Source organism: Corallococcus sp. CA041A (genome assembly GCF_003612075.1).
In the GTDB taxonomy this organism is placed as follows: domain Bacteria; phylum Myxococcota; class Myxococcia; order Myxococcales; family Myxococcaceae; genus Corallococcus; species Corallococcus exiguus.
Window position 1 is genome coordinate 1 of sequence record NZ_RAWF01000095.1, and the last position, 23883, is coordinate 23883.

Annotated in this window: 15 protein-coding genes; 8 read left to right on the forward strand and 7 right to left on the reverse strand. The window is 71.1% G+C overall.

Going from position 1 to position 23883, the window contains the following annotated elements; genetic code table 11:
- A partial coding sequence (locus D7V77_RS18555) for an NAD(P)/FAD-dependent oxidoreductase (protein ID WP_147452097.1) occupies positions 1–974 on the forward strand: 974 nt, incomplete at its 5' end.
- Here D7V77_RS18555 and D7V77_RS18560 read toward each other — a convergent pair.
- Positions 926–1471 (reverse strand): DUF6321 domain-containing protein, encoded by a 546-nt coding sequence (locus D7V77_RS18560; RefSeq protein ID WP_199733801.1) that lies wholly within the window; start codon positions 1469–1471, stop codon positions 926–928. The two genes, D7V77_RS18555 and D7V77_RS18560, sit on opposite strands and share 49 nt — an antisense overlap.
- Before the next feature lie 94 nt (positions 1472–1565).
- Positions 1566–1877, reverse strand: coding sequence for a S41 family peptidase (locus D7V77_RS18565; RefSeq protein WP_199733802.1), 312 nt, complete (start codon positions 1875–1877; stop codon positions 1566–1568).
- Between the two features lie 98 nt (positions 1878–1975).
- On the opposite strand from D7V77_RS18565, the gene D7V77_RS18570 reads away from it, so the two are divergent.
- The 4 genes from D7V77_RS18570 to D7V77_RS43755 all read left to right on the forward strand — a co-directional run bounded on the left by D7V77_RS18570 (position 1976) and on the right by D7V77_RS43755 (position 7170).
- Positions 1976–4042, forward strand: a complete 2067-nt coding sequence (locus D7V77_RS18570) for a carbon starvation CstA family protein (RefSeq protein WP_120577636.1) — start codon at positions 1976–1978, stop codon at positions 4040–4042.
- The gene (locus D7V77_RS18575) at positions 4039–4245 is read left to right on the forward strand and encodes a YbdD/YjiX family protein (protein WP_120577622.1); all 207 of its coding nucleotides are present in this window, start codon (positions 4039–4041) and stop codon (positions 4243–4245) included. The genes D7V77_RS18570 and D7V77_RS18575 overlap by 4 nt, the downstream gene beginning before the upstream one ends.
- Positions 4246–4331: 86 nt before the next feature.
- On the forward strand, positions 4332–5750 hold the full coding sequence (locus tag D7V77_RS18580; protein ID WP_120577623.1) for an RICIN domain-containing protein: 1419 nt from the start codon (positions 4332–4334) through the stop codon (positions 5748–5750).
- 82 nt (positions 5751–5832) lie between these two features.
- Positions 5833–7170: a hypothetical protein gene (locus tag D7V77_RS43755; RefSeq protein ID WP_158624428.1), complete on the forward strand. Its 1338-nt coding sequence runs from the start codon at positions 5833–5835 to the stop codon at positions 7168–7170.
- A 6-nt stretch (positions 7171–7176) separates the two neighbouring features.
- Here the strand turns inward: D7V77_RS43755 and D7V77_RS44300 are convergent, their stop codons facing one another.
- Positions 7177–7353, reverse strand: a complete 177-nt coding sequence (locus D7V77_RS44300; RefSeq protein WP_199733803.1) for a hypothetical protein — start codon at positions 7351–7353, stop codon at positions 7177–7179.
- On the opposite strand from D7V77_RS44300, the gene D7V77_RS44305 reads away from it, so the two are divergent.
- From D7V77_RS44305 to D7V77_RS18600, 3 genes are all read left to right on the forward strand, one after another.
- On the forward strand, positions 7354–7455 hold the full coding sequence (locus tag D7V77_RS44305) for a YbdD/YjiX family protein (RefSeq protein ID WP_346728394.1): 102 nt from the start codon (positions 7354–7356) through the stop codon (positions 7453–7455).
- 84 nt (positions 7456–7539) lie between these two features.
- Positions 7540–8244, forward strand: coding sequence for an RICIN domain-containing protein (locus D7V77_RS18595; protein ID WP_120577625.1), 705 nt, complete (start codon positions 7540–7542; stop codon positions 8242–8244).
- 93 nt (positions 8245–8337) lie between these two features.
- Positions 8338–9675: a hypothetical protein gene (locus D7V77_RS18600; RefSeq protein ID WP_120577626.1), complete on the forward strand. Its 1338-nt coding sequence runs from the start codon at positions 8338–8340 to the stop codon at positions 9673–9675.
- Positions 9676–9681: 6 nt separating this feature from the next.
- Here the strand turns inward: D7V77_RS18600 and D7V77_RS18605 are convergent, their stop codons facing one another.
- The 4 genes from D7V77_RS18605 to D7V77_RS18620 form a co-directional block, all read right to left on the reverse strand.
- Entirely contained in the window at positions 9682–19974 is a 10293-nt protein-coding gene (locus D7V77_RS18605) for a non-ribosomal peptide synthetase (RefSeq protein ID WP_120577627.1), read from the reverse strand.
- A gap of 13 nt (positions 19975–19987) precedes the next feature.
- Positions 19988–21226 (reverse strand): MFS transporter, encoded by a 1239-nt coding sequence (locus D7V77_RS18610; RefSeq protein WP_120577628.1) that lies wholly within the window; start codon positions 21224–21226, stop codon positions 19988–19990.
- A gap of 94 nt (positions 21227–21320) precedes the next feature.
- Positions 21321–22397, reverse strand: a complete 1077-nt coding sequence (locus D7V77_RS18615) for a hybrid sensor histidine kinase/response regulator (protein ID WP_120577629.1) — start codon at positions 22395–22397, stop codon at positions 21321–21323.
- Positions 22394–23860, reverse strand: coding sequence for an ATPase domain-containing protein (locus D7V77_RS18620; RefSeq protein WP_120577630.1), 1467 nt, complete (start codon positions 23858–23860; stop codon positions 22394–22396). Before D7V77_RS18620 ends, D7V77_RS18615 begins: the two co-directional genes overlap by 4 nt.
- Positions 23861–23883: the final 23 nt, after the last annotated feature.

A 23883-nucleotide genomic window follows, 5' to 3' on the forward strand; every position in this document is an offset into this window, starting at 1 on the left:
AGGTGGGGGTGGTGGGCACGGGCGCGTCGGCGGTGCAGATCGTGCCGGCCATCCAGCCGGAGGTGGGCCGGCTCGTCCTCTTCCAGCGCACGCCCGCATGGGTCTTGCCCCGGGGCGACAAGCCCAACAGCGCCCTGCGAAAGGCCCTGTACCGGTGGGTGCCGGGCGCGCGGTGGCTCCTTCGTGGGGCGCTGCGCATCCTGCGCGAAAGCCTGGCCCTGGGCTTCCAGCACCCGTGGATCCTCCGGCTCGCGCAGCCATGGGTGCTCCGGCACATGCTGAAGACGGTGAAGGACCCTTCGCTCCGCGACCGGCTCACGCCCCGGTACACGATGGGGTGCAAGCGCATCCTCGTCTCCGACGACTATCTGCCGGCCCTCACGCGCCCGAACGTGGAGGTCGTCACCGCGCCCATCCGCGAGGTGCGCGAGGACGCGGTCGTCACCGGCGACGGCGCGGTCCATCCGGTGGACACGCTCATCTTCGGCACCGGGTTCCAGGCGACGGACATGCCCATGGGGCACCACATCCACGGCCGTGACGGCCGGACGCTCGCGCAGGTGTGGGCGGGCAGTCCCCGGGCCTTCCTGGGCACCACCGTGAGCGGTTTCCCCAACCTCTTCCTGCTTCAGGGGCCCCACACCACCCTGGGCCACACCTCCGTGCTGTTGATGATGGAGGCCCAGGTGGAGCACGTGCTGGGCGCGCTGCGCTACCTGGAGGCCCGGGGCGCCGCCGCCGTGGAGCCGGATCCAGGAGCCCAGGACGCGTTCGTGCGCGACCTGGAGGCGCGGCTGTCCGGCACGGTGTGGAACCAGGGGGGATGCCGAAGCTGGTACATGGATGCCTCGGGGCGAAACTCCGCCCTCTGGCCCGGCTCCACCACGGCCTTCCGCCACCGGGTGGAGCACTTCGAACCGTCAGATTACGTCACGCTTCCTCGGGCAGATGTCCCTCGGGCGCTCCGGCGGTGAGGCGATGGCGCGGCTTCAGGAAAGCTTCGCGCGCTTCCGGGTCGCGGTCTTCCTCGCGGTGGGGGAATCGCGCTTCTTCGCCGTCGCACGGCGGTCCGCGTCTTCTTGGCGCCGGAGCGTTTGGCGGCGGGCTTCGCGCGCTCCTGCGCCGCGTGGTAGCGCTCCAGCAGCTTCGTACCCTTGGTGGCGAGCCGCTTCGCTCCCGCGTTGTCCTTCGGCACGGGTTCGCCCCAGGCGCGAGCGGACAGGGCGAGGCGCGTGGGCTTGCCCTTGTCGTCCACCATGGGCCCGCGCGGGTGCGCGAAGTGGCGGCGCAGGAAGCTGCCCTTTCTGCGCATCTTCTCCGGCGTGTCCGCCTTGCCTTTCACGCCGGGCTTGAGGTTTGAGCCTTCCTTCTCGCGGAACCACTCGCGGCCCGCAGCGGTGAGGCCGCCCTTCGGATCCTTCAGGCGCCGCGTGCGCGTGACGCTCTTGCGAGTGGGGGACCGGGTCGGCATCGGACGTGCTCCTCTTCGAACGGAGGTGAAGGCTTCCGCATGAGAGGTAGGTCGCCCCGGCCCTGAGGGCACGAGGTGACAGGCTGCCTGCTTCCTACGGCGTGGGCTTCGCCTCCGGGGGCACCAGCGAATCCGCCAGCGCACGGAGGGCGAGCGCGTGGGTGTGCCAGAGGTCCTTGCCGTCTCCGAAGACATCCAGTGGCCGCTGTGGCGGCAGTCCGCGGGCTTCGTAGTCCTGGCCCTGTGCGTCGGCGTAGTGCTCGTTCGACAGGTGCACCGTCCATCCATTGGGCAGCGGCTTGACGAGCATGTCGGAGAACGCGCCCCGCGTGGCCGTGCCTACATGGACGACGTTCGGGAGCGCTCGGAGGGCCAGCGTGAGGACCTCGCCCGCGCTGACCGTCACCACCCGACACCCCGCCGCGAGCGGAACGGGTGGACGCGGGGCGTGCGCTATAAACCGCGCGCGGGGTAGGGGTGGCCTGCCCGCTGATGGGAGACATCATGGGTGGAGTCGCTCGGAAGTTGGGATGGGTGGCCCTGGCGCTGGTCGGGGCCTTCTGTCTGGGCGTGGTGGCGCTGCACCGGGGAGAGTCCATCAGTGCCATCTGGCTGGTGGTCGCCTCGGTCGCGGTCTTCATGCTGGGATATCGCTTCTACGGCCGTTTCATTGCCGAAAAAGCGCTCCAGGTGGACCCGTCTCGCGCCACCCCCGCCGAGCGCCGCAACGACGGCCTGGACTATGTGCCCACGGACCGGTGGGTCGTGTTCGGCCACCACTTCGCGGCCATCGCGGGCGCGGGTCCGCTGGTGGGCCCGGTGCTGGCGGCGCAGATGGGCTACCTGCCCGGCACGCTGTGGATCCTGGCGGGCGTGGTGGTGGCCGGCGCGGTGCAGGACTTCGTGACGCTGTTCCTGTCCGTGCGCCGCGACGGCAAGTCGCTGGGCGACATGGTGCGCATGGAGCTGGGGCCCGCGGCCGGCGTGACGGCCATGGTGGGCGTGCTGATGATCATGATGATCATCCTCGCGGTGCTGGCGCTGGTCGTGGTGAAGGCGCTGACGCACAGCCCGTGGGGCACCTTCACCGTGGCGATGACCATCCCCATCGCGGTGGCCATGGGCCTGTACCTGCGCTACGTGCGGCCCGGCAAGGTGCTGGAGGTGTCCATCGTCGGCTTCGTGCTGCTGATGCTCAGCATCTGGCTGGGTGGCCAGGTCTCCGAGTCCGCCACCTGGGGCCCCTGGTTCACCTTCGACAGCCGCACGCTGGCGTGGCTGCTCATCGGCTACGGGTTCTGCGCGGCGGTGCTGCCGGTGTGGCTGTTGCTCGCGCCGCGCGACTACCTGTCCACCTTCCTCAAGATTGGCACCGTGCTGCTGCTGGCGGTGGGCATCGTGCTGGCGGCGCCGCACTTGAAGATGCCGGCGGTGACGCGGTTCGTGGACGGCTCCGGCCCGGTGTTCTCCGGCAGCCTCTTCCCGTTCCTCTTCATCACCATCGCGTGCGGCGCGGTGTCCGGGTGGCACTCGCTCATCGCGTCCGGCACCACGCCAAAGATGCTCGCCACGGAGGGCGACGCGAAGCTCGTGGGTTACGGCGCCATGTTGATGGAGGCCTTCGTGGCCATCATGGCGCTCATCGCCGCGTCGGTGCTGGAGCCGGGCGTCTACTTCGCCATGAACTCGCCCGCGGCGCTCATCGGCACCGAAGCGGCGCAGGCGGCGGCGACGCTCAGCCAGTGGGGCTTCGTCGTCACCCCGGAGGTGCTGGAGCAGACGGCGCGCGACATCGGTGAGACGACCATCCTCTCCCGCGCGGGTGGCGCGCCCACGCTGGCGGTGGGCATGGCGCAGATCCTCCACGGGCTGGTGTCCGGGAAGGGGATGATGGCCTTCTGGTACCACTACGCCATCCTCTTCGAGGCCCTCTTCATCCTCACCACCGTGGACGCCGGCACGCGCGTGGGGCGCTTCATGATTCAAGAGCTGGCGGGCCTGGTGTACGCGCCGCTCAAGCGCACGGAGTCCTGGGGCGCGAACCTGCTGGCCACCGCGCTGTGCGTGGCCGCCTGGGGCTACTTCCTCTACCAGGGCGTGGTGGATCCGCTGGGCGGCATCAACACGCTGTGGCCGCTGTTCGGCATCGCCAACCAGATGCTCGCCGCGGTGGCGCTCACGCTGGGCTGCGTGGCGCTGGTGAAGATGAAGCGCGAGCGCTACGTCTGGGTGCCCGGCATCCCCGCCGCGTGGCTGGTGCTGTGCACGCTCACCGCCGGCTTCCAGAAGGTGTTCGGCGGTGACGTGCGCGTGAGCTTCGTGGCCCACGCGCGGGCCTTCTCCCAGGCGGTGGCCGAAGGGCGCCTCATCGCCCCGGCGAAGTCCGTGGAGGAGATGGAGGCCATCATCCACAATGACTACCTGGATGCAGGCCTCACCGTGTTCTTCATGGGCGTGGTGGTGGCGACCATCCTCTTCGGCGTGCGCGCGGCGCTCCGGGCCCGGGCCTCGCCGGTGCCCACGTCGCACGAGACGCCCTACGTGGCCGCCGCTGTCCCGGTGAAGCCGTGAGGCGCGCACTCACGCAGGCGCTCCAGCGCGGCTGGCGGCAGGCCGTGCGCACCGCGCGGTCGATGATTGGCGTGCCGGATTACGACACCTACGTCGCCCACATGCGCCGTCACCATCCGGACAAAGCGGTGATGACCTACGCGGAGTTTTTCAACGACCGCCTCCAGGCCCGCTACCGCGGAGGTGGCGGCCGGTGCTGCTGAGCGGATGAGTCGTTGAGTCTTCCGGATGAAACTGCTTAGTGGGTTTTACGGGTCAAGCCCGTTCAACCCCTTCGCAGGAGTCTGCTGTGTCTCGTACCTCGACGCCGTTCCGGACGTGGGCGCTGGGCGCCGTGTTTCTCGCATCGTTGGGAGGCTGCTCGGGCCCGGAGGACGCTCCTGTCGTTGGGGAGCCGGTAGGCAAGGTGGAGGCGGCCGCGCTGTCCACGCGCGTGGTGGGCTACCTGCCGACGTGGGCGGGGGATGTGAATGCGCTGCAGTACTCGAAGCTGTCTCACATCAACTACGCGTTCGCGTTGCCCACGGCGTCCGGTGGGCTCACGGGGGTGAGCAGCTCTGACGCTCGGCTGCGCTCACTGGTGACGCAGGCGCATGCGCAGGGTGTGAAGGTGCTCATCGCCGTAGGCGGCTGGAACGACGGCAACGACAGCGGCTTCGAGCAGATGGCGGCCAACGCGAGCACTCGCACTGCGTTCGTGAACACGGTGGTGAACTTCGTCAACGCGGCCGGGCTGGACGGCGTGGACATCGACTGGGAGTACCCGGACCCCGGCACGTCGGGGAACAACTACGCGGCGCTGATGCGCGAGCTGGGCACGGCCATGCACAGCCGGGGCAAGCTGCTCACGGCGGCGGTGGTGGCCAACGGCTACACGGGCGGCGGCGTGCAGGCGTCCGTGTTCAGCGACGTCGATTTCCTCAACATCATGGCGTACGACGGCGGGCAGCCGCATTCGACGTATGACCTGGCGGTCCAGTCGCTGAACTACTGGAAGGGGCGCGGGCTGCCGGCGTCGAAGGCGGTGCTGGGCGTGCCGTTCTACGGGCGCTCGCCGTCGAGCTACGTGGGCTATTCGGAGCTCGTCGCCCGCGACTCGCAGGCGCCCTACAAGGACAACGTGGGGGACGTCTATTACAACGGCATCTCGACCATCCAGGCGAAGACGCAGCTGGGGAAGCAGAACGGCGGCGTGATGATCTGGGAGCTGTCCCAGGACACGTCCGGGAGCACGTCGCTGCTCAACGCCATCTACTCCGTGGCGCAGGGCACGGGCGGCACGGGGGCGTACCGGCTGGTGAACAAGGCCTCTGGCCGGTGCGTGGACATCAACGGTCCCAGCACCGCGGACGGCGCCATCATCCACCAGTGGGCCTGCCACACGGGCGCGAGCCAGCAGTGGTCCATGGAGGCGACGGACAGCGGCTACTACCGCTTCGTGTCGCGCCACAGCGGCAAGGCGCTGGACGTGAAGGAGGTGAGCACGGCGGACGGCGCGGGGCTCCAGCAGTGGTCCTACGGCGGCGGGAGCAACCAGCAGTTCAAGCCGGTGGCGCTGGGCAACGGCTACCACCGGCTGGAGGCTCGCCACAGCGGCAAGGTGCTGGACGTGACGGGCTGCCAGCAGGGCAGCGGTGACGGCACGCTCATCCAGCAGTGGACCTGGTCCAACAACGACTGCCAGCAGTTCCGGCTGGAAGCGCTGTAGCCCCTTGGAGGGAGGCGGGACCGGCGCCGCGCCGGCCCCGCCGTGCACGGGGATCGGAGCGGATGGTATAGGGGTGCCCTCGATGATTGACTCATTCGCCCGGTGGGGACGCCTGCTCCGTCGTCCCATCCACCTGGGGTGGGAGCGCCTGCGCTCCCCGTATGCGACGGCGCTCGGGATGTGCTTCGCGTTGCTGCTGTTGCGCTCGCACGCCCGGCTCGCGCAGGCGCACGTCTGGGCGGAAGACGGATGGAGGTTCCTGGCGGATGCGCTCGAGCACGGCCTGGGCGCCACGTTCATGCCCTATGCGGGCTATCTGCATGTCGTCCCGCGACTGCTCGCGTGGGGTGTGGCGCTCCTGCCCCTCGAAGCGTTCGCGCTGGGGGTGGCGTTCGTCACCCTGGCCCTCAACGCGGCACTGTTCGCGCTCATCGCGCGGGACGGCTGCCGCTGGCTGGTGCCCCATGATGGCGTGCGGATCTTCACCGCCGTGGCGTTCTGCTTCCTGTCGGGCACCTGGGAGGTGACGGGCAACCTCGCCAACCTCCACTCCGTCCTCTTCTACGGAGCCATGCTGGTGGCGCTCCAGGACCTGGACCGCCCGCTGGGATTCGCCGACGGGCTGGTGCTGCTCGCGGCGGCCACGAGCGCGGGCGAAGGCGTGTTGCTGGCGCCGGTCTTCCTGCTGCGCGGGGTGATGCGGTGGCGCGATGGCCGGCCCCTGCGCGAAGTGGTGGGGGAGGCACTGGCGGCGGTGGTGCTGACCGTGCCGGCCGGGGTGAACGCGGTGCTCCTCCGCCAGGCCGACTTGCCCGCCGCGGACTTCCCCACCTGGCCGCTGTCCCGCATGGCGGAGCACCTCTGGATCACGCTCAACGACCGCTATGTGCTGCACCCGGTGCTGGGCGACAGAGGGGCGATAGCCTATTTCTTCTGGCCGTTCGCGGTGCGGATGGCGGTGGTGTCCGGGTTCGCAGCCGTGCTCGTCCTGGGGCTTCGCCGGTTGCCCGCGCGTCCGCGCGTGTTGCTGCTGGCCGCCTGCGCCTGCGTCTCCGTGTTGATCCCGCTCACCTGGTATGTGCGCGCCGACGCGGCTGAATTTCCCACGTTCGGCGTGCTCCGCGATCCGGACGTGATGGATGCCCGCTACATGCTGTTCGCGCTCCCGGCGGGGCTCACCCTCTGGGTGGCGGCGCTGGGGCGGATCCGGACCGTCTTCGCCGGGGGCCTGTGCGTCTGCGTGGTGGTGCTGGCCCATCCACGCTGGACCTTCGAGCCGTGGGGGCCCGAGCGCGACTGGGCCCAGACCGCCCGACGCATCCGAGAGGTCCGCGAGACGCCAGGGGCGGAGGCGAGCGTGCGCATCAATCCCAAGGGATGGGCGATGCGGATCCGAGGCGCCTCGCGCCCCGGGCCGTGATCGCGCTCAGGGCTCCTGTGCCTTCGCGAGCGCGTCGCGCAGCCTGGCGGCGAGCACCTGGAGATGCGGAGGCTTGAGGAAGGAGTAGTGGTCTCCGGGCACCGTGTGCATGTCCAGTCCGCCGGGCGCGTAGGCGGCCCAGCCGTGGTCCCAGCGGGAGGCCTCCGCACCTACGTCGCCCACATGCGCCGTCACCATCCGGACCGGCCGGTGATGACCTACGCGGAGTTTTTCAACGACCGCCTCCAGGCCCGCTACCGCGCCGGTGGCGGCCGGTGCTGCTGAGTGATGAGTCATTGAGTCTTCCGGACAAAACTGCTTAGTGGGTTTGCTGGTTAAGCCCGTCAAGCCCCTTTGCGGGAGTCTGCTGTGTCTCGTACCTCGACGCCGTTCCGGACGTGGGCGCTGGGCGCCGTGTTTCTCGCATCGTTGGGAGGCTGCTCGGGCGCGGAGGACGCTCCTGCCGCCGGGGAGCCGGTGGGGCAGGTGGAGGCGGCCGCGCTGTCCACGCGCGTGGTGGGCTACCTGCCGACGTGGGCGGGGGACGTGAACACGCTGCAGTACTCGAAGCTGTCCCAGGACACGTCCGGGAGCACGTCGCTGCTCAACGCCGTCTACTCCGTGGCGCAGGGCACGGGCGGCGGCACGGGGGCGTACCGGCTGGTGAACAAGGCCTCCGGCCGGTGCGTGGACATCAACGGCCCCAGCACGGCGGACGGCGCCATCATCCACCAGTGGGCCTGCCACACGGGCACCAGCCAGCAGTGGTCGATGGAGGCAACGGACAGCGGCTACTACCGCTTCGTGTCGCGCCACAGCGGCAAGGCGCTGGACGTGAAGGACGTGAGCACTGCGGACGGCGCGGGGCTCCAGCAGTGGTCCTACGGCGGCGGGAGCAACCCGCAGTTCAAGCCGGTGGACCTGGGCAATGGCTATGTCCGGCTGGAGGCTCGCCACAGCGGCAAGGTGCTGGACGTGACGGGCTGCCTGCAGGGCAGCGGTGACGGTACGCTGCTCCAGCAGTGGACCTGGTCCAACAACGACTGCCAGCAGTTCCGGCTGGAAGCGCTGTAGCCCTTCGCGCGAGGCGGGACCGGCGCCGTGCCGGCCCCGTCGTGCACCGGGGGGCCGTCCAGGAGCGGGGCGGATGGTATAGGGGCGCCAGCGATGACTGACTCATTCTCCCGGTGGGTACACCTGCTCCGTCGTCCCATCGACCTGGGATGGGAGCGCCTGCGCGCCTCGTATGCGACGGCGCTGGGGTTGTGCTTCGCGGTGCTGGTGCTGCGCTCGCACGCGCGGATCCTCCAGGCGCACCTGTGGGCGGAAGATGGCGCGGTGTTCCTGTCGGATGCGCTCGCGCACGGCCTTGGCGCCACGTTCAAGCCCTACGCGGGTTATCTGCACGTCGTTCCCCGGCTGGTGGCCTGGGGCCTGTCGCTCCTGCCCATCGAGGCGTTCGCGCTCGGGCTGGCGTTCGTCACCCTGGCCATCAACGCGGCCGTGTTCGCGCTCATCGCGCGGGAGCGCTACCGCTGGTTGGTGCCGCATGACGGCGTGCGGCTCTTCACCGCCGTGGCGTTCTGCTTCCTGCCGGGAACCTGGGAGGTGACGGGCAACCTCGCCAACCTCCACTCCGTCCTCTTCTATGGAGCCATGCTGGTGGCGCTCCAGGACCTGGACCGCCCGCTGGGATTGGCCGACGGGCTGGTGTTGCTCGCGGGGGCCTCGAGCGCGGGCGAGAGCGTGTTGCTCGCGCCGGTCTTCCTCTTGCGTGGCGTGATGCGGTGGCGCGACGGCCGGCCCGCGCGCGAGGTGCTCTGGGAGGGGTTGGCGGTGGCGGTGCTGACCGTGCCGGCGGGGGTGAACATGGTGCTCTTCCGTCAGTCGGGTATGCCTGCTTCGGACTTCGCCCACTGGCCGCTCTCCCGCATGGCCGAGCACCTCTGGCACACGTTCAACGTCCGCTACGTGCTGCACCCGGTGCTGGGCGACGGAGGGACGCTGTCCTACTTCCGCCGGCCGCTCGCGGTGCGGATCGCGGTGGCGTGCGGGTTCATCGCCGTGCTCGTCCTGGGCATTCGCCGGGTGCCCGCGCGTCCTCGCGTGTTGCTGCTGGCCGCCTGCGCGTGCGTCTTCCTGTTGATCCCGCTCACCTGGTACGTGCGCTCCGGATCCGCCGAGTACCCCACGTTCGGCGCGTTCCGGGACCCGGGCGTGGTGGAGGACCGCTACATGCTGTTCGCGCTCCCGGCGGGCGTCGTCCTCTGGGTGGCGGCGCTGGCGAGGTTCCGGTCCCTCTTCGGCGCGGGCCTGTGCGTCGCCGTGATGGTGCTGGCCCTTCCACGGTGGACCTTCGAGCCGTGGGGCCCCGAGCGCGACTGGGCCCCGAGCGCCCGCCTCATCCGCGTGACCCGCGAGACACCGGGCGCGGAAGCTTCCGTGCCCATCAATCCCATCGGGTGGTCATTCCATGTCCGAAGTGCCTCGCGCTCGGAGCCGTGAGCGCTGTCAGGGCTCCTGGGCCTTCGCGAGCGCGTCGCGCAGCCTGGCGGCCAGCACCTGGAGATGGGGAGGCTTGAGGAAGGAGTAGTGGTCTCCGGGCACCGTGTGCACGTCCAGTCCGCCGGGTGCGTAGGCGGCCCAGCCGTGGTCCCAGCGGGAGGCTTCCGCTTCGAAGAGGGTGAAGGGGCCGCTGGCCGGGGGCGGTTCGTAGACCCAGCCCGCGTTCAGGTGGACCTCGAACGCGTGGCGCAGTTGGCGCAGCGACTGCTCCGCGGCGAAGAGCGGCTGGCTGGCCTCTTCCAGCACGTCCATCCACCGGCCAGGTGAGAGCCCTTCATTCGGCGGCAGCGGCTGGCCCGAGGCGCGCAGCAGGTCCTCCAGGAACAGCGCGCTCAGCCGCGCCTTCGCGTTCATGTCGTCCGGGTTGCCGAAGTGCAGGCTCGCGGAGGTGTCCAGCAGCGCGAGCAACGCCACCGTCTCGCCTTCACGCCGCAGCTGGTGGGCCATCTCCCACGCGACGCTGCCGCCCATGGACCAGCCGCCCAGCAGGTAGGGGCCGTGCGGTTGGACCTCTCGCACCGCGCGCACGTACAGGGCCGCCATCTCCGGAATGGAGTCGCAAGGAGGGCCCTCGCCGTCCAGGCCCCGGGCCTGAAGTCCGTAGAACGGCTGCTCCGGTCCCAGCGCCCGCGCCAGCTCCGCGTAGGGCACGACGCTGCCGCCCACGGCATGGACGCAGAAGAAGGGACGCACGCCCTTCTTGCCCTTCTGGAGCGCGACCCGAGGTGTCCAGGGCGCCGCGTCCCGGAGCAGGCCCGCGAGGTGCTCCACGGTGGCGTTCTGGAAGAGCGCCGCCACCGGCAGCGTCCGGCCCAGCCGGGCGTGGATGGCCGACTGCACGCGCAGCGTCAGCAGCGAGTGGCCGCCCAGCTCGAAGAAGTTGTCGCGCACGCCGATGGGATGCACGCCCAGCACCTCCTCCCAGATGCGCACGAGCTGGAGCTCCAGGGGCGTGCGGGGGCCCACCAGGGTTCGCGTGGGCTCGCGGCCTGCCTCCGGTGCGGGCAGCGCCTTGCGGTTCACCTTGCCCGAGGGCGTCAGCGGGAACCGCTCCATCGCGACCCAGCGCGCGGGCACCATGAATTCCGGCAGCCGCTGTCGCAGGAAGCTTCGCAGCGCTCCGGTGTCCAGGGACTTCCCTCCGGCATCCACCACCCAGCCCACCAGCTGCTTCTGGCCGCTTCCGTCATCCCTCGCGTCGACGACGCAGTCGCGCACCGACGGGTGCTGCGCCAGCGCTGCTTCAATCTCTCCCAGTTCGATGCGGAAGCCGCGCACCTTGAGCTGCGCGTCGCGCCGGCCCAGGTACTCCAGCGTGCCGTCCGGAAGGTGCCGCGCCCAGTCGCCCGTGCGGTACAGCCTGCCTCCGGGCGTGGCGCCGAGCGGATCCGGGATGAAGCGGTCGGCGGTGAGGCCGGGCTGGTTCAGGTATCCGCGGCAGACCTGCACGCCGCCCACGTACAGCTCGCCCGTGACGCCGCGGGGCACCGGCTGGAGGTTCGCGTCCAGCACGTGCACGGGCACGTTGATCAGGGGCCGGCCGATGGAGGGCAGCGCCGGCCAGGTGTCCGGATCTCCCTTCATCGACAGTGACGTCACCGCGTGGGCTTCGGACGGGCCGTAGTGGTTGTGCAGCACCGCGCCCGTGCGCTTCATGAAGCGGCGGATCGCCGGAGTCATGCGCAGCTGCTCGCCCGCGACCATGATCTCCCGGACGCGCGTGGGGAAGGTGCCCTCACGCTCGGCCACCTCCGCCAGGTTCTGGAGCGCGACGAAGGGCATGAAGAACCGCTCGATGCCCGCGCCCTCCAGCAGGGCCAGCAGCTGGCTGGCATCGCGGCGGACCTCGTCGGTGAGCAGCACCAGCTCACCGCCCGCGGCCCAGGTCGCGAACAGTTCCTGAAAGGACACGTCGAAGCTCAGCGCGGAGAACTGGAGCGTGCGCGCCCCGGGCGCCACCGAGTCCCCCAGCTGCCAGTGCAGCAGGTTCACCAGCGCCGCGTGGTGCATCGCGATGCCCTTGGGCGTGCCGGTGGAGCCGGAGGTGAAGATGACGTAGGCGAGCGCCTGCGCGTTGCCTCGGGATTCTGGCCGCGTGTCGGGTTCCCGGGCCAGGGCTTCCGTCCGCGTGTCGAGCTCCAGCACTCGCGCCGCACTGGCCCCCAGGACCTCGCGCAGCTCGTGCGTGGTGAGCAGCACCGCCGCGCCCGAGGCCTGGAGCATCGCGGTGAGCCGCTCCGGCGGATAGGCCGGATCCAGGGGGACGTAGGCCCCTCCCGCCTTGAGCGTGCCCAGCACCGCCACGAGCAACTCCAGCGAGCGCCGCAGGTGGATGCCCACGCGGACGTCCGCCCCCACGCCCAGGCCGCGCAGGTGGTGCGCGAGCTGGTTCGAGCGCCGCTCCAGCTCTCCGTAGGTGAGCGCCTCATCTCCGAAGCGCACCGCGATGGCTTCAGGCGTCCGCGAGGCAGTGGCCTCGAAGAACGCGTGGATGCCCGGCATGGCGGGATAGTCCGCCGGCTGGAGCGCCCACGCCGCCAGCTGTCTCCGCTCCGCGTCCGCGAGCATGGGCAGCGTGCCCAGGGGCGCGTCCGGCGCCGCGAGCGCGCCTTCGAGCAGCCGCGTGTAGTGATCCGCGAACCGCGCCACCGTGGCCTCGTCGAAGAGGGCGGTGTTGTACTCCCAGAGGATGGACACGCCCTCCGGCGCTTCCCGCACGAAGAGGGTGAGGTCGAACTTCGCCATGCCGGGCTCGAAGGTCAGGGCGCTGACGTGGACGCCGGGCAGCTCCCAGGGCGCGCCCCCGTTCTGGAAGACGAACATGACCTGGAACAGCGGCGAGCGGCCCAGGTCCCGCGTGGGGACCAGCGCGTCCACGAGCTGTTCGAACGGCATGTCCTGGTGGGCATAGGCGCCCAGGCAGGCCTCGCGCACGCGGCCCAGGAGCGCGCGGAAGCTCTCCGCGCCAGTGGCATCCACGCGCAGGGCCAGGGTGTTGGTGAAGAAGCCGATGAGGTTCTCCACCTCGCGCTGACCGCGCCCCGCGATGGGCGTGCCGATGACGAGGTCGTCCTGTCCGCTGTGCCGAGCGAGCAGCGCGTGGAATCCCGCGAGCAGCAACATGAAGGGCGTGACGCCCGCGTCGCGTGCCAGGGCCTGCACGGCGGCGGGAATCGAGGCGGGCAGGGGGCGCGAAAGCTGGAGGCCCTGGTAGGTCTGCACGGTCGGCCGTGGCCGGTCGGTGGGCAGCTCCAGCGTCGGCGGAGCGCCTTCCAGGTGCTGCTTCCACCACGCGCGCTGGGCCTCCAGCGTCTCGCCCGCCATCACCTGACGCTGCCACGCGGCGAAGTCCGGGTACTGCACGGACAGGGGTGGCAGGGTCAGCGGTTCGCCCTGGTGACGTGCCGTGTAGAGGGCCTTCAGCTCGCGCACCAGGATGTCGATGGACCAGAAGTCACACACGATGTGGTGCATGACCAGCAGCAGCGCGTGCCGCTCTGGCGCCGTACGCACCAGCGTGGCGCGCACCATCGGGCCGCGCTCCAGGTCGAAGGGCTTCTTCGCCTCCGCCTCCGCGCGCGAGCGCAGCAGCGCGTCCCCGTCCAGGGACTCGACGGCGAGCGTGAACGGCCGGTGCTCCACGACGTGTTGGACCGGATGGCCCTCGCCGTCGCTGAACGTGGTCCTCAAGGCCTCATGCCGTTGGATGAGCGCATCCAGCGCGCCCTCCAGCGCTGGGACGTCCAGCGGGCCGTCGAGGTGGAAGAAGAAGGGCACGTTGTACGCGCTCCCCCGCGGATCCAACCGCGCGAGGAACCACAGGCGCTGCTGCGCGAAGGACAAGGGCCGCGGTTTGTCCCGCGACCCCGCGACGATGGGCGGCACCGGCGGACCGTGGCCTCCCTTCTGGAGCGCCTCCAGCCGCTCCGCGAACCGGGACACCGTCGGGGACTCCAGCAGCAGGCGCAGCGGCACGTCCCGCTGGAGCACGTCCCTCAGCCGCGACACCACCCGCGTGGCGAGCAGCGAGTGTCCGCCCAGCTCGAAGAAGTGGTCGTGCGCTCCCACGCGGGGCACGCCCAGCAGCGGCGCCCACAGCTCCGCCACCAGCGTCTCCCAACCCTCGCGCGGCGCCACGTAGGCGTCCGGGCCCGTCCGCGTTTCCGGCGCGGGCAGGGCCTTGCGGTCCACCTTCCCTGACGGGGTCAGCGGCATCCGCTCCAACTTCACGAACGCGGAGGGCACCATGTGCGCCGGCAGCCGCGCGGCCAGGTGGGCACGCAGGTCGCCCGCGTCCACGCGAGCGCCGGTGACGTAGGCCACGAGCCGCTTGTCGCCGGGAGCGTCCTCTCGCACGACGACGCTCGCGTCCTCCACGCCCGGCGAGGCCTTGAGCGCGGTCTCGATCTCTCCTGGCTCGATGCGGAAGCCGCGCACCTTCACCTGCGAGTCGGTCCGGCCCAGGAAGTCGAGGACGCCCTCTGGCCGCCACCGCACCCGGTCTCCCGTGCGGTACAGCCGCGCGCCCGGCGTCGTGCTGAACGGATGCGGCACGAAGCGCTCCGCGGTCTGCGCGGGCTGTTGCATGTAGCCCCACGCGAGGCCATCGCCGCCCAGGTACAGCTCGCCCGCCACGCCCACCGGCACCGGCGCGCCCAGCGCGTCCAGCACATAGGCCTGCGTATGGGTGATGGGCCGGCCGATGGGCACGGGGCGCCCGTCGTCCACCGTGCCCTCCAGCGGATGAACGGTGGAGAAGGCGGTGTTCTCCGTGGGGCCATAGGCGTTGATGACGTCCCGGCCGGCCTCGCGCACCTGTCGCGCGGCCAGCGGGGACATGGCCTCGCCGCCCGTCATCACCTGCCGCACGCGCGCGAGCGCCTGGGGCTGGAACATCGCCATCTGGTTGAAGAGGGCCGTGGTGATGAACAGCGTGGTGATGCCCTGCTGCTCCAGCATCCCGGCCAGCTCCTCCAGCGAGGGCTGATGCGCGGGGGCGACCACCAGCTTCGCGCCATGCAGGAGCGCGCCCCACAGCTCCAGCGTCGACGCGTCGAAGGAGATGGGCGCCAGTTGGAGGAGGACCTCGTCCGGGCCGAAGCGCGCGTACGTCGTCCCCTTCACCAGCCGCACCACGCCCCGGTGCGGGATGCACACGCCCTTGGGCCGGCCGGTGCTGCCGGACGTGTACATGACGTACGCCAGCGCGTCCGCGGGGACGGTGATGCGCGGCGCTCGGGTGGACTCGTTCGCGAAGGCGTCCCACGACGGCTCCAGCGGCACCACGCGCGCCTCCAGCGCCGCGAGCTTCGCCTCCTGGCCGGGCTGGGCCAGCAGCACCGGCAGGCGCGTGTCCCGGGCCATGAAGAGCAGTCGCTCGGTGGGATAGGCCGGATCCAACGGGACGTAGGCGCCGCCCGCCTTGAGGATGGCCAGCGTGGCCACGACCATCTCCAGCGAGCGACCTGTGCACAGGCCCACCGGCGTGCCCACGTCCACGCCGAGCGCGCGCAGGTGGTGCGCCAGTTGATTCGCGCGTGCGTCCAGCTCCGCGTACGTCAGCTGGCGGCCCTCGAACTCCACCGCGATGGCCTGGGGCCTCTCCCGGGCCTGCTCCTCGAAGAGCGAGGTGAGCGACGCCTCGCGCGGAGGGTCAGCGTGGGTGTCGTTCCAGGTGAACAGCAGCCGCTGGCGCTCCTCGTCGGTGAGCAGCGGGAGCCGTGCCACGGGTTCTTCCATCCGGGCGACGGCGGCCGCGAGCAGGCGCGTGTAGTGCTCCGCCATGCGCGCGACGGTCGCTTCCTCGAAGAGGGCGGTGTTGTACTCCCAGACGAAGTCCAGGCCCTCGGCGGACGGCTGGGCGAAGAGGGTGAGGTCGAACTTCGCCATCCCCGTCTCGACATCCATCGGCGCCACGGACACATCCGGGAGGGCGCACGCCGCGGGGCCTCCGGCGTTCTGGAGTACGAACATCACCTGGAACAGCGGCGCGCGGCTGGGGTCGCGTTCGGACTGGAGCGAGCGCACCAGCTGCTCGAAGGGCATGTCCTGGTGGGCGAAGGCCTCCAGCGTGAGGTCGCGGACGCGGCCCACCAGGTCGCGGAAGCTCGCGTCCTGGGGCGCGGTGATACGCAGCGGCACCGTGTTGATGAAGAAGCCGACCAGCCCCTCCAACTCCTGGCGCTCGCGGCCTGCGAGAGGTGCGCCGATGACGACGTCATGCTGGCCGCTGTAGCGGGCAAGCAGGGCGTGGAAGCCCGCCAGCAGCAGCATGAAGGAGGTGGCGCCCTCCTGCTGCGCCAGCGCCTCCAGGGCCCGCGACAGCGCGGGCGACGCCTTCTGGGACAGGTGCGCGCCCTCGAAGGTCTGCACCGCCGGGCGCGGCCGGTCCGTGGGCAGGTCGAGGAAGGCCGGTGCGTCCTGGAGCCGGGCCTTCCACCACCCGAGCCGCGCCTCCACCCCCGCGCTCGCCCACGACTGCCGCTGCCAGCGCGCGAAGTCCGCGGGCTGGAGGGACAGGGGCGGAAGCTTCGCCGCGCCGCCGCCGGTGGCCTCGCGGTAGAGCGCCGTCAGCTCGCGCTCCAACACGCCCAGCGACCAGCCGTCGCAGATGATGTGGTGGAAGGTGACGAGCAGGGCGTGCTCCCCGTCCCGCACGTGCACCAGCGTCGCGCGCACGAGCGGTCCCCGGGCCAGGTCGAAGGGAAGGCGCACCTCCGCCTCCGCGCGCCGTGACAGCTCCGCCTCCGAGGACACGCGCTCGCGCCGCAGCGGCATGTGCAGCGCCGGGGCGATGCGCTGCACCGGCTGGCCCAGGTGTTCCACGAAGGTGGTGCGCAGCGCCTCGTGACGCCGCACGAGCGCCTGGAGGCACTGCTCCAGCGCGCCGTCATCCAGCGGCCCGCTCCAGCGCGTGAACCAGGGCAGGTTGTACGAGAAGCCGTCCGGATCCATCCGGGTGAGGAACCACAGGCGCGCCTGGGCCGAGGACAGCGGCGGGACCTCGTCGCGCGGGCTCGGCACGAGCGGCGGCGCTTCCCCGTCCTCCGTCGGCCTCAGCGAGGCCAGGTGGGCGGCCAGCTCCTCCACGGTGGGGTTTTCGAACAGGACCCGCACCGGCAGTTCCACCTGGAGCCGGTCGCGCAGCCGCGCGGTGACCTGGGTCGCCAGGAGGGAGTGGCCGCCCCGTTCGAAGAAGTGGTCGTGCGCGCCCACGCGCGGAAGGCGCAGGAGCGCGGCGAAGACTCCCGCGACCTCCGTCTCCAGGGGCGTGCGCGGGGGCACGAAGGCCTGGGCCGAGTCCGCGTCGTCGTCCGGAGCGGGCAGGGCGCGCCGGTCCAGCTTGCCGCTGGGAGTGAGGGGGAACGCGTCCAGCAACACGAAGGCCGCGGGCACCATGTACTCCGGCAGCCGGTCGCGGAGCACCGCCTTGAGCCCGCCCGCGTCCACGTCCGCTCCGGGCTGCGTCACCACGTAGGCCACCAGGTGCTTGCCCCGTGCCGCGTCCTCCCGCGCGATGACCGCGACGTCCTTCACGCCCGGCAGCTTCGCCACCGCCGCCTCCACCTCCGGCAGCTCGATGCGATAGCCGCGGATCTTCACCTGGGCGTCACGCCGGCCCAGGAACTCCAGCGTGCCGTCCGGCAGGTACCGCGCGAAGTCACCCGCGCGGTACATCCGCGCGCCCGGATGCGGGCTCAGCGGATCCGGCAGGAAGCGCTCCGCCGTGAGGTCCGGCCGATGCAGGTATCCGCGCGCCAGCCCCGCACCGCCGATGTACAGCTCGCCGGCAACGCCCACGGGCACCGGCTCCCACCGGGCATCCAGCAGGTACGTGCGAGCGTTGGTGATGGTACGGCCAATGGGCGGCAGGTCCGGCCACGCGTCCGGGTTGCCCTTCAGCACGTGGGCCGTGGCCGCGTGCGTCTCCGTGGGGCCGTAGTGGTTGTCCAGCACGCACCCATCCAGCGCGTGGAGCAGCCGCCGCAGCGCGGGCGTCATCCGGAGCTGCTCGCCCGCGGTGTTGATCTCCTTGAGCGACGTGGGCAGCAGGCCGTCCGAGTCCGCCACCTCCGCCAGGTGCTGCAAGGCGACGAAGGGCAGGAAGATGCGCTCCACGCCCTGGTCGCGCATCAACGTGAGCAGGGCCCGTCCGTCGCGCCGCGTGTCCTCCGAGACGAGGACCAGCTCCCCGCCCGCGGCGAACGTGGGCAGCATCTCCTGGAAGCACACGTCGAAGCTCAGCGCGGAGAACTGGAGCGTGCGGCCCCGGGGCGCGGTGGAGCGGCGCACCTGCCACTGGATGAGGTTGAAGAGCGGGCGGTGCGGCATCGCCACGCCCTTGGGCACGCCCGTGGAGCCCGACGTGAAGATGACGTAGGCCAGCGTGTCTGGTCCGCCCGCGGGCGTGGGCGCGGTGTCCGGCGTGGAGAGACCGTCCTCCAGGAACAGCCGCTCCGCGCCGCCCTCCGGCAGCTCCAACGCCAGGGAGCGCCGCGTGACGAGCACCTTCGCGCGCGACGTCTCCAGCATCAGCGCCAGCCGCTCCGGCGGATAGGCCGGATCCAACGGGCAGTAGGCCGCGCCCGACTTGAGGATGCCCAGCACGCCCACCGCCAGCTCCAGCGAGCGGTCCACGCACAGCCCCACCGCCGTGTCCGGCGTCACGCCGCGCTGGCGCAGCGCATGGGCGACGCGGTTGGCCCGCCGGTCCAGCTCCGCGTACGTGAGGCTCGCCTCCCCGAAGCGCACTGCGATGGCGTCCGGAGCGCGGCGCACGCTGGCCTCGAAGAGGGCGTGCACGCCGGGATGCAGCGGCACGTCCGCGCCGGTGTCGTTCCAATCCATCACCGCGCGTTCCCGCTCGCGCGCGGTCAGCAGCGGCAGCAGGGACACGGGGGACTCCGGCTTCGCGACGGCGCCCTCCAGCAGGCGCGCATAGTGCGCGGCCATGCGCGCCACCGTCGCCTCGTCGAAGAGGTCCGCGTTGTATTCCCAGCGCGCCTCCAGGCCGCTGGGGTCGTCGTAGAGGAAGAGGGTGATGTCGAAGCGCGCGACGCCGGGCTCGAAGTCCAGCTCCGTCACGGTGAGGCCGGGCCACTTGAGCGCGGCCCACGGCGAGTTCACGTGCACGAACATCGCCTGGAACAGCGGTGAGCGGCTGGGGTCGCGCTGCGGCACGAGCAGGTCCACCAACTGCTCGAAGGGCATGTCCGGATGCGCGTATGCGCCCAGGCACACCTCGCGCACGCGGCCGAGCAGCGCGAGGAACGTCGGGTCGCCGGACGTGTCCAGTCGCAGCGCCAGCGTGTTGGCGAAGAAGCCGATGAGCCGCTCCACCTCCCGCCGCCCGCGCCCCGCCACGGGCGTTCCCACCACCAGGTCCTCCTGGCCGCTGTAGCGCGACAGCAGCACCTGGAACGCCGCCAGCAGCGCCATGTACGGCGTGACGGCCGCCTTGCGGCTCAGCTCGCGGATGCCCGTGGCCAGGGCCTGCGGCATGGGCAGGCGGTACACCGCGCCCCGGGACGTCTGACGCGGAGGCCGCGGCCGGTCCGTGGGCAGCTCCAGCGCGGGAGGCGCGCCCGAAAGCCGCTCCTTCCACCACGCGCGCTCGGCCTCCAGGAAGTCACCGGTGAGCGTCTGGCGCTGCCAGTGCGCGAAGTCCGCGTACTGCGCCGGCAGCTCCGGCAGCCGGGGCGGTTCGTTCCGGGTGGCGGCGGCATAGAGCGCGCTCAGTTCGTTCGCCATCCACCCCAGCGACACCGCGTCGCAGACGATGTGGTGCGTGACGAAGAGCAGCGCGTGCTCTTCCGGCGACAGCCGCACCAGCGTGGCCCGCACCAACGGCCCGCGCGCCAGGTCGAACGGCGTGCGCGCCTCTTCTTCCGCGTGCTCGCGCAGGGCCTGCTCCCGGCCGCTCAGGTCCTCCCGCCGGAGCGTCAGCGTCAGTGAAGGGGCGATGCGCTGCACCGGCTCGCCGTCCACGGCGGCGAAGGTGGTGCGCAGCGCTTCGTGCCGGTCCACGACTCCCTGGAGGGCCCGCTCCAGCGCGCCCTCGTCCAGCGCGCCCGTCAGCCGCACGAAGAAGTAGACGTTGTACGTGGCGCTCGTGCCCTCCATCTGCGCCAGGAACCACAGGCGCTGCTGCATGAAGGACAGCGGCAAGGCCTCCGTCCTGGGGACGAGGGGCAGCGGGACACGCTTCTTGCCCGGGGCAACCGGCGAGGAGGTCGTCATGGTGAAGGCCCTGTCAGGTCTCGTAGGCAGCGAAGCCGCGCGAGCGCAGCGTGCGCATGAGGACGGTGAAGAGGAGGAACCCGAACGCCGCGCCCCCCATGACGGGCCGGACGCCCAGCCGGTCCGCGAGCGCGCCCTGCGACCACACGCCCACCGTGAAGCCGACGAAGAGCAGCATGGAGTTGAGGCTGGCGATGCGCGCCTGCAACTCGCCGGACACGCGCGCCTGGCACAGCGTGGCCAGCCCCGTGAGCGTCAGCATGTACAGCGCCCCCAGCGCCAGCACCGCCACCGTCGCCATGCCCAGCGACGGGGACAGCCAGTACGCCGCCGCCGCCGGACCGATGAGCAGCAGGCTCACCTCCAGAAGCCGCCCCCGTCCCATCCAGTCCGCCAGCGTGCCCGCGCTCAGCGCCGCCAGGAACGCCCCCGCGCCCTGCGCCGTCACCAGCATCGACGTGGCGCCCGCGTCCTGGCCGAACACCCGGATGGCCATGACGGGTGCCAGCGCCGTGAACGGGGCGATGCACACGGCGATGGCCAGCGTCCCGCCCATGGCCATGAGCAGCGCCTCGTCCGCCCGCGCCACCTGGAAGCCTCGCGCGATGCCCGCCCACAGCCCTTCGGTCGAAGCAGGCTTCACGGCGGCCGGAGCCCCCCGCACGCCCAGCAGCGACAGCATCACCGCGCCGAAGGAGAACGTGTTGAGCAGCAGCACCCAGCCGATGTCCGTGTGCGCGATGAGCAGCGCCGCCAGCGCCGGGCCGCAGATGCGCCCCAGGTTGGCCTGGGCCGAGTTGAGGCTCAGCGCGCTGTGCAGGTCCTCCTTTGGCACCGAGACGGCGATGAGCGCGGAGAACGCGGGCATGAACAGCGTCACCGCGCAGCCGTTGAGGAACGAGATGACCGCCACCCAGCGCACCGTCAGCCCGCCGGTGAAGGCCAGCGCCGCCAGCGTCCCCGCGAGCACCATCTGCACCAGCGCCCCAATCCCCACCGCGCGGCGCCGGTCGAACCGGTCCCCCAGCGCGCCCCCCAGCGGCGACAAGAGGATGGACGGCAGCCACGTCAGCGCCGCCACTCCGCCCGTCCACTCCGCCCGGCCCGTGACCTTCGTCACGTACACGCCCAGCGCCAGCACCTCCATCCACGTGCCGATGTTGGACAGCGCCGCGCCGCCCCACAGGAAGGCGAAGTCACGGTGCTTCAACGCGCGCAGCGAGGACAGGCGGGACGGAGGAGGCGTGGACACACTCGCTTTCTAATTCACCGAGAGCACCGGGTGTTCGCGGACTTCCAATCTGGTCGGTTTGAATGGAGTTCCGGCGGAAACGTGCAGTCCTGCTTCAGTTCCGCCGGGGCAGGCGCAAGATGAAGGTGGAGCCCTCACCCAGGGTGGAGCGGACGGAGAGCGAGCCGCCGTGCAGCTTCGCGAGGGCCGCGGCGATGAAGAGGCCCAGGCCGTGGCCGCGCCCGCGGTCCTCGTCCGCGCGCTGGAAGCGGTCGAAGACGTGGGGCAGGGCGCCTGCCGGGATGCCCACGCCCCAGTCGCGCACGTGGATGAGGACGAGGCCCGGGTTGAGCGTCACGCCCAGCTCGACGTGGCGCGACGTGCCGCTGTACTTCACCGCGTTGGACACCAGGTTGTTGAGCACCTGGCGCAGCCGCTCCGCGTCCAGCATCAGCGGCTCCACCGGATCCAGGGCGTGCAGGGAGAAGTCCATCTCCGGTTGCAGCTCGCGCCACTCCTGGACGAGCTCCTGGAGGAAGAGCGTCAGGTCCGTGGGTGCCAGCTTCAGCTCCAGCTTCCCGTCCGCCAGCCGGGAGGCGTCCAGGATGGACGTCACCAGCCCGTTCATCCGGTCCAACTGGCGCAGGACGGCCTCCGCGGAGCGGCGCTCGTCGTCGATGCCTCGCTTCTGCACCTTGCGCAGGAGCAGCTGCGTGTTGAGCCGCGCGGAGCTGAGCGGCGTCTTCAGCTCGTGCGCCACCCAGTTGAGCATCTCCTCGCGGGCCAGGCTCACCGAGCTGACCGGCTCGCGCGCGGCCGGGGCGGCGTCCGTGCGGGTCTCCTCGCGGTACTGGAGCGCGTTGCTCACGGCCTGCTCGAAGGTGGTCAGGTCCACCGGCTTCGCGAGGAAGGTCTGGGCCGCCTCGCGCCCCTGGGGACGCGCCGCGCTCAGGAGCAGGAAGGGCACGTCCGACAGCGTGGGTTCGGAGCGCATGGCGTGCAAGAGCTGCATGCCGGTGCGCCGGGGCATCATGTGGTCGCTGACCACCAGGTCCGGCGTCTCCGTGCGCGCCAGCAGCAGCGCCTCCTCGCCGTTGTGCGCGCGAATCACGCGGTGGCCCAGGTCCTCCACCACCTCGGAGAAGACCTCCAGGAGCGCCTCTTCATCCTCCGCGATGAGGACCAGGCTCATTCACCCAGCCCTCCAATGGAGGTCCCCAGCGGGCGGGCCTGACCCGTCAGCAGTCCCACGGCGGAGCGCATGGGCGCGAGCACCTTCACGCCGGTGTCCTTGATGAGGAACTCGCGCAGGTCGGTGACGTATTCACTGTCCCTCATCTTGAGCACGGACAGGATCCGGTGCATCTGACCGTGCAGCTCCACGTAGCGCAGCAGCAGCAGGTTCTCTCCCAGGATGGCGACTGGCGCGTCGTTGAAGTCCAGCTCGGTGCCGACGATCTTCGGCACCTCCCGGGTGAACAGGGAGGTGATGCCCCGCATGCGCAGCCGCATCGCGAGCGAGGCCATGAACATGCGCCGCCGCCCGGGGTCGAGGATGGCCAGCTCCAGATCCGAGAGTCCGTCCAGCACCAGCCGCTGGACGCCGAGCGCGTCCACCTTGCGCAGGATGTCCCGCACGAGCACGTCCGCCTCGACCTCCATGGGCGGCACGTAGTGGAAGACCAGCCGTGAATCACGCAGCAGGGGGGCCACGTCCAGCCCCACGCGCCGGGCGCGCGCCGCGAGCATGGCCGGCGCGTCGAAGAAGGAGACGAAGAGCGCCTTCTCCCCATGGCGCGCGGCGTCCGCGGCGAAGTGCATGGCGAGGATCGTCTTTCCAATGCCCATGCTGCCCGCGAGCATCGTGGTGCTGAGCTCCGGCAGCCCCCCGTGCATCAACCCATCCAGCTCCGGCAACCCGAAGCCCTTGCGCTTCAGCGTGGGGGGGTCGTCCTGGAAGTCCACCGGGGTGGCCTCCAGGCGCGGGATGAACTCCACGCCCTCCTCGTGGATGGCCATGGTGTGCTCACCCGTGAGGTGGGGCCGGCCGCGCAGCTTCACCACCTCCACCCGGCGCACCCGGAGCGCGCCGTGCGTCTGGACGGACAGCGACACGATGCCGTCCACCGTGGTGGCCTCCGGCAGCGCCATCAGCCGCTCCAGCGGATACTCCGTGGTGAACAGGCCAATGCAGTTGCTGGCGGCCAGGCCGATGCCCAGCTCATAGAGGAACTCGCGCAGCCGCGCTTCGTCCTGCCACAGGTCGCGGATGGAGCGCAGCCCGTCGATGAAGAGCATCGCCGCGCCGCGCTCGCGCACCGTCTGCAGCAGCAGCTCCCGGGCCTCCTTCGCACCCCGCTTGAGCGCCGAGTAGGCGCTGATGATGAAGAACCTCTCGCCCAGCAGCTCCGGCTTGAAGAAGGAGAAGCCGGACAGGGCCTCCATCAGCTTGTCGTGGGGCTCCGAGGTGACGGTGGCCACCACCACGGGAACGCCGCGCGCCGCGGCCGCGAAGGCCACCTGGCTGCACAGCACCGTCTTCCCCGAACCGGGCGTGCCGGTGACGATGAAGGACTGGCGAGCGGGGATGCCCCCACCCAGGATGACGTCGAAGCTGGGAATGCCGCTCTGGAAAAGAGGAGTCTTGCTGGGCATGCCGGGTTCCGTCGGAGAGGGTC

Coding starts and splice junctions, on each gene's coding strand:
- D7V77_RS18560 (WP_199733801.1), bottom strand. CDS start 1,471: ATGCCGACCCGGTCCCCCACTCGCAAGAGCGTCACGCGCACGCGGCGC.
- D7V77_RS18570 (WP_120577636.1), top strand. CDS start 1,976: ATGGGTGGAGTCGCTCGGAAGTTGGGATGGGTGGCCCTGGCGCTGGTC.
- D7V77_RS43755 (WP_158624428.1), top strand. CDS start 5,833: ATGATTGACTCATTCGCCCGGTGGGGACGCCTGCTCCGTCGTCCCATC.
- D7V77_RS44305 (WP_346728394.1), top strand. CDS start 7,354: ATGCGCCGTCACCATCCGGACCGGCCGGTGATGACCTACGCGGAGTTT.
- D7V77_RS18600 (WP_120577626.1), top strand. CDS start 8,338: ATGACTGACTCATTCTCCCGGTGGGTACACCTGCTCCGTCGTCCCATC.
- D7V77_RS18605 (WP_120577627.1), bottom strand. CDS start 19,974: ATGACGACCTCCTCGCCGGTTGCCCCGGGCAAGAAGCGTGTCCCGCTG.
- D7V77_RS18615 (WP_120577629.1), bottom strand. CDS start 22,397: ATGAGCCTGGTCCTCATCGCGGAGGATGAAGAGGCGCTCCTGGAGGTC.
- D7V77_RS18620 (WP_120577630.1), bottom strand. CDS start 23,860: ATGCCCAGCAAGACTCCTCTTTTCCAGAGCGGCATTCCCAGCTTCGAC.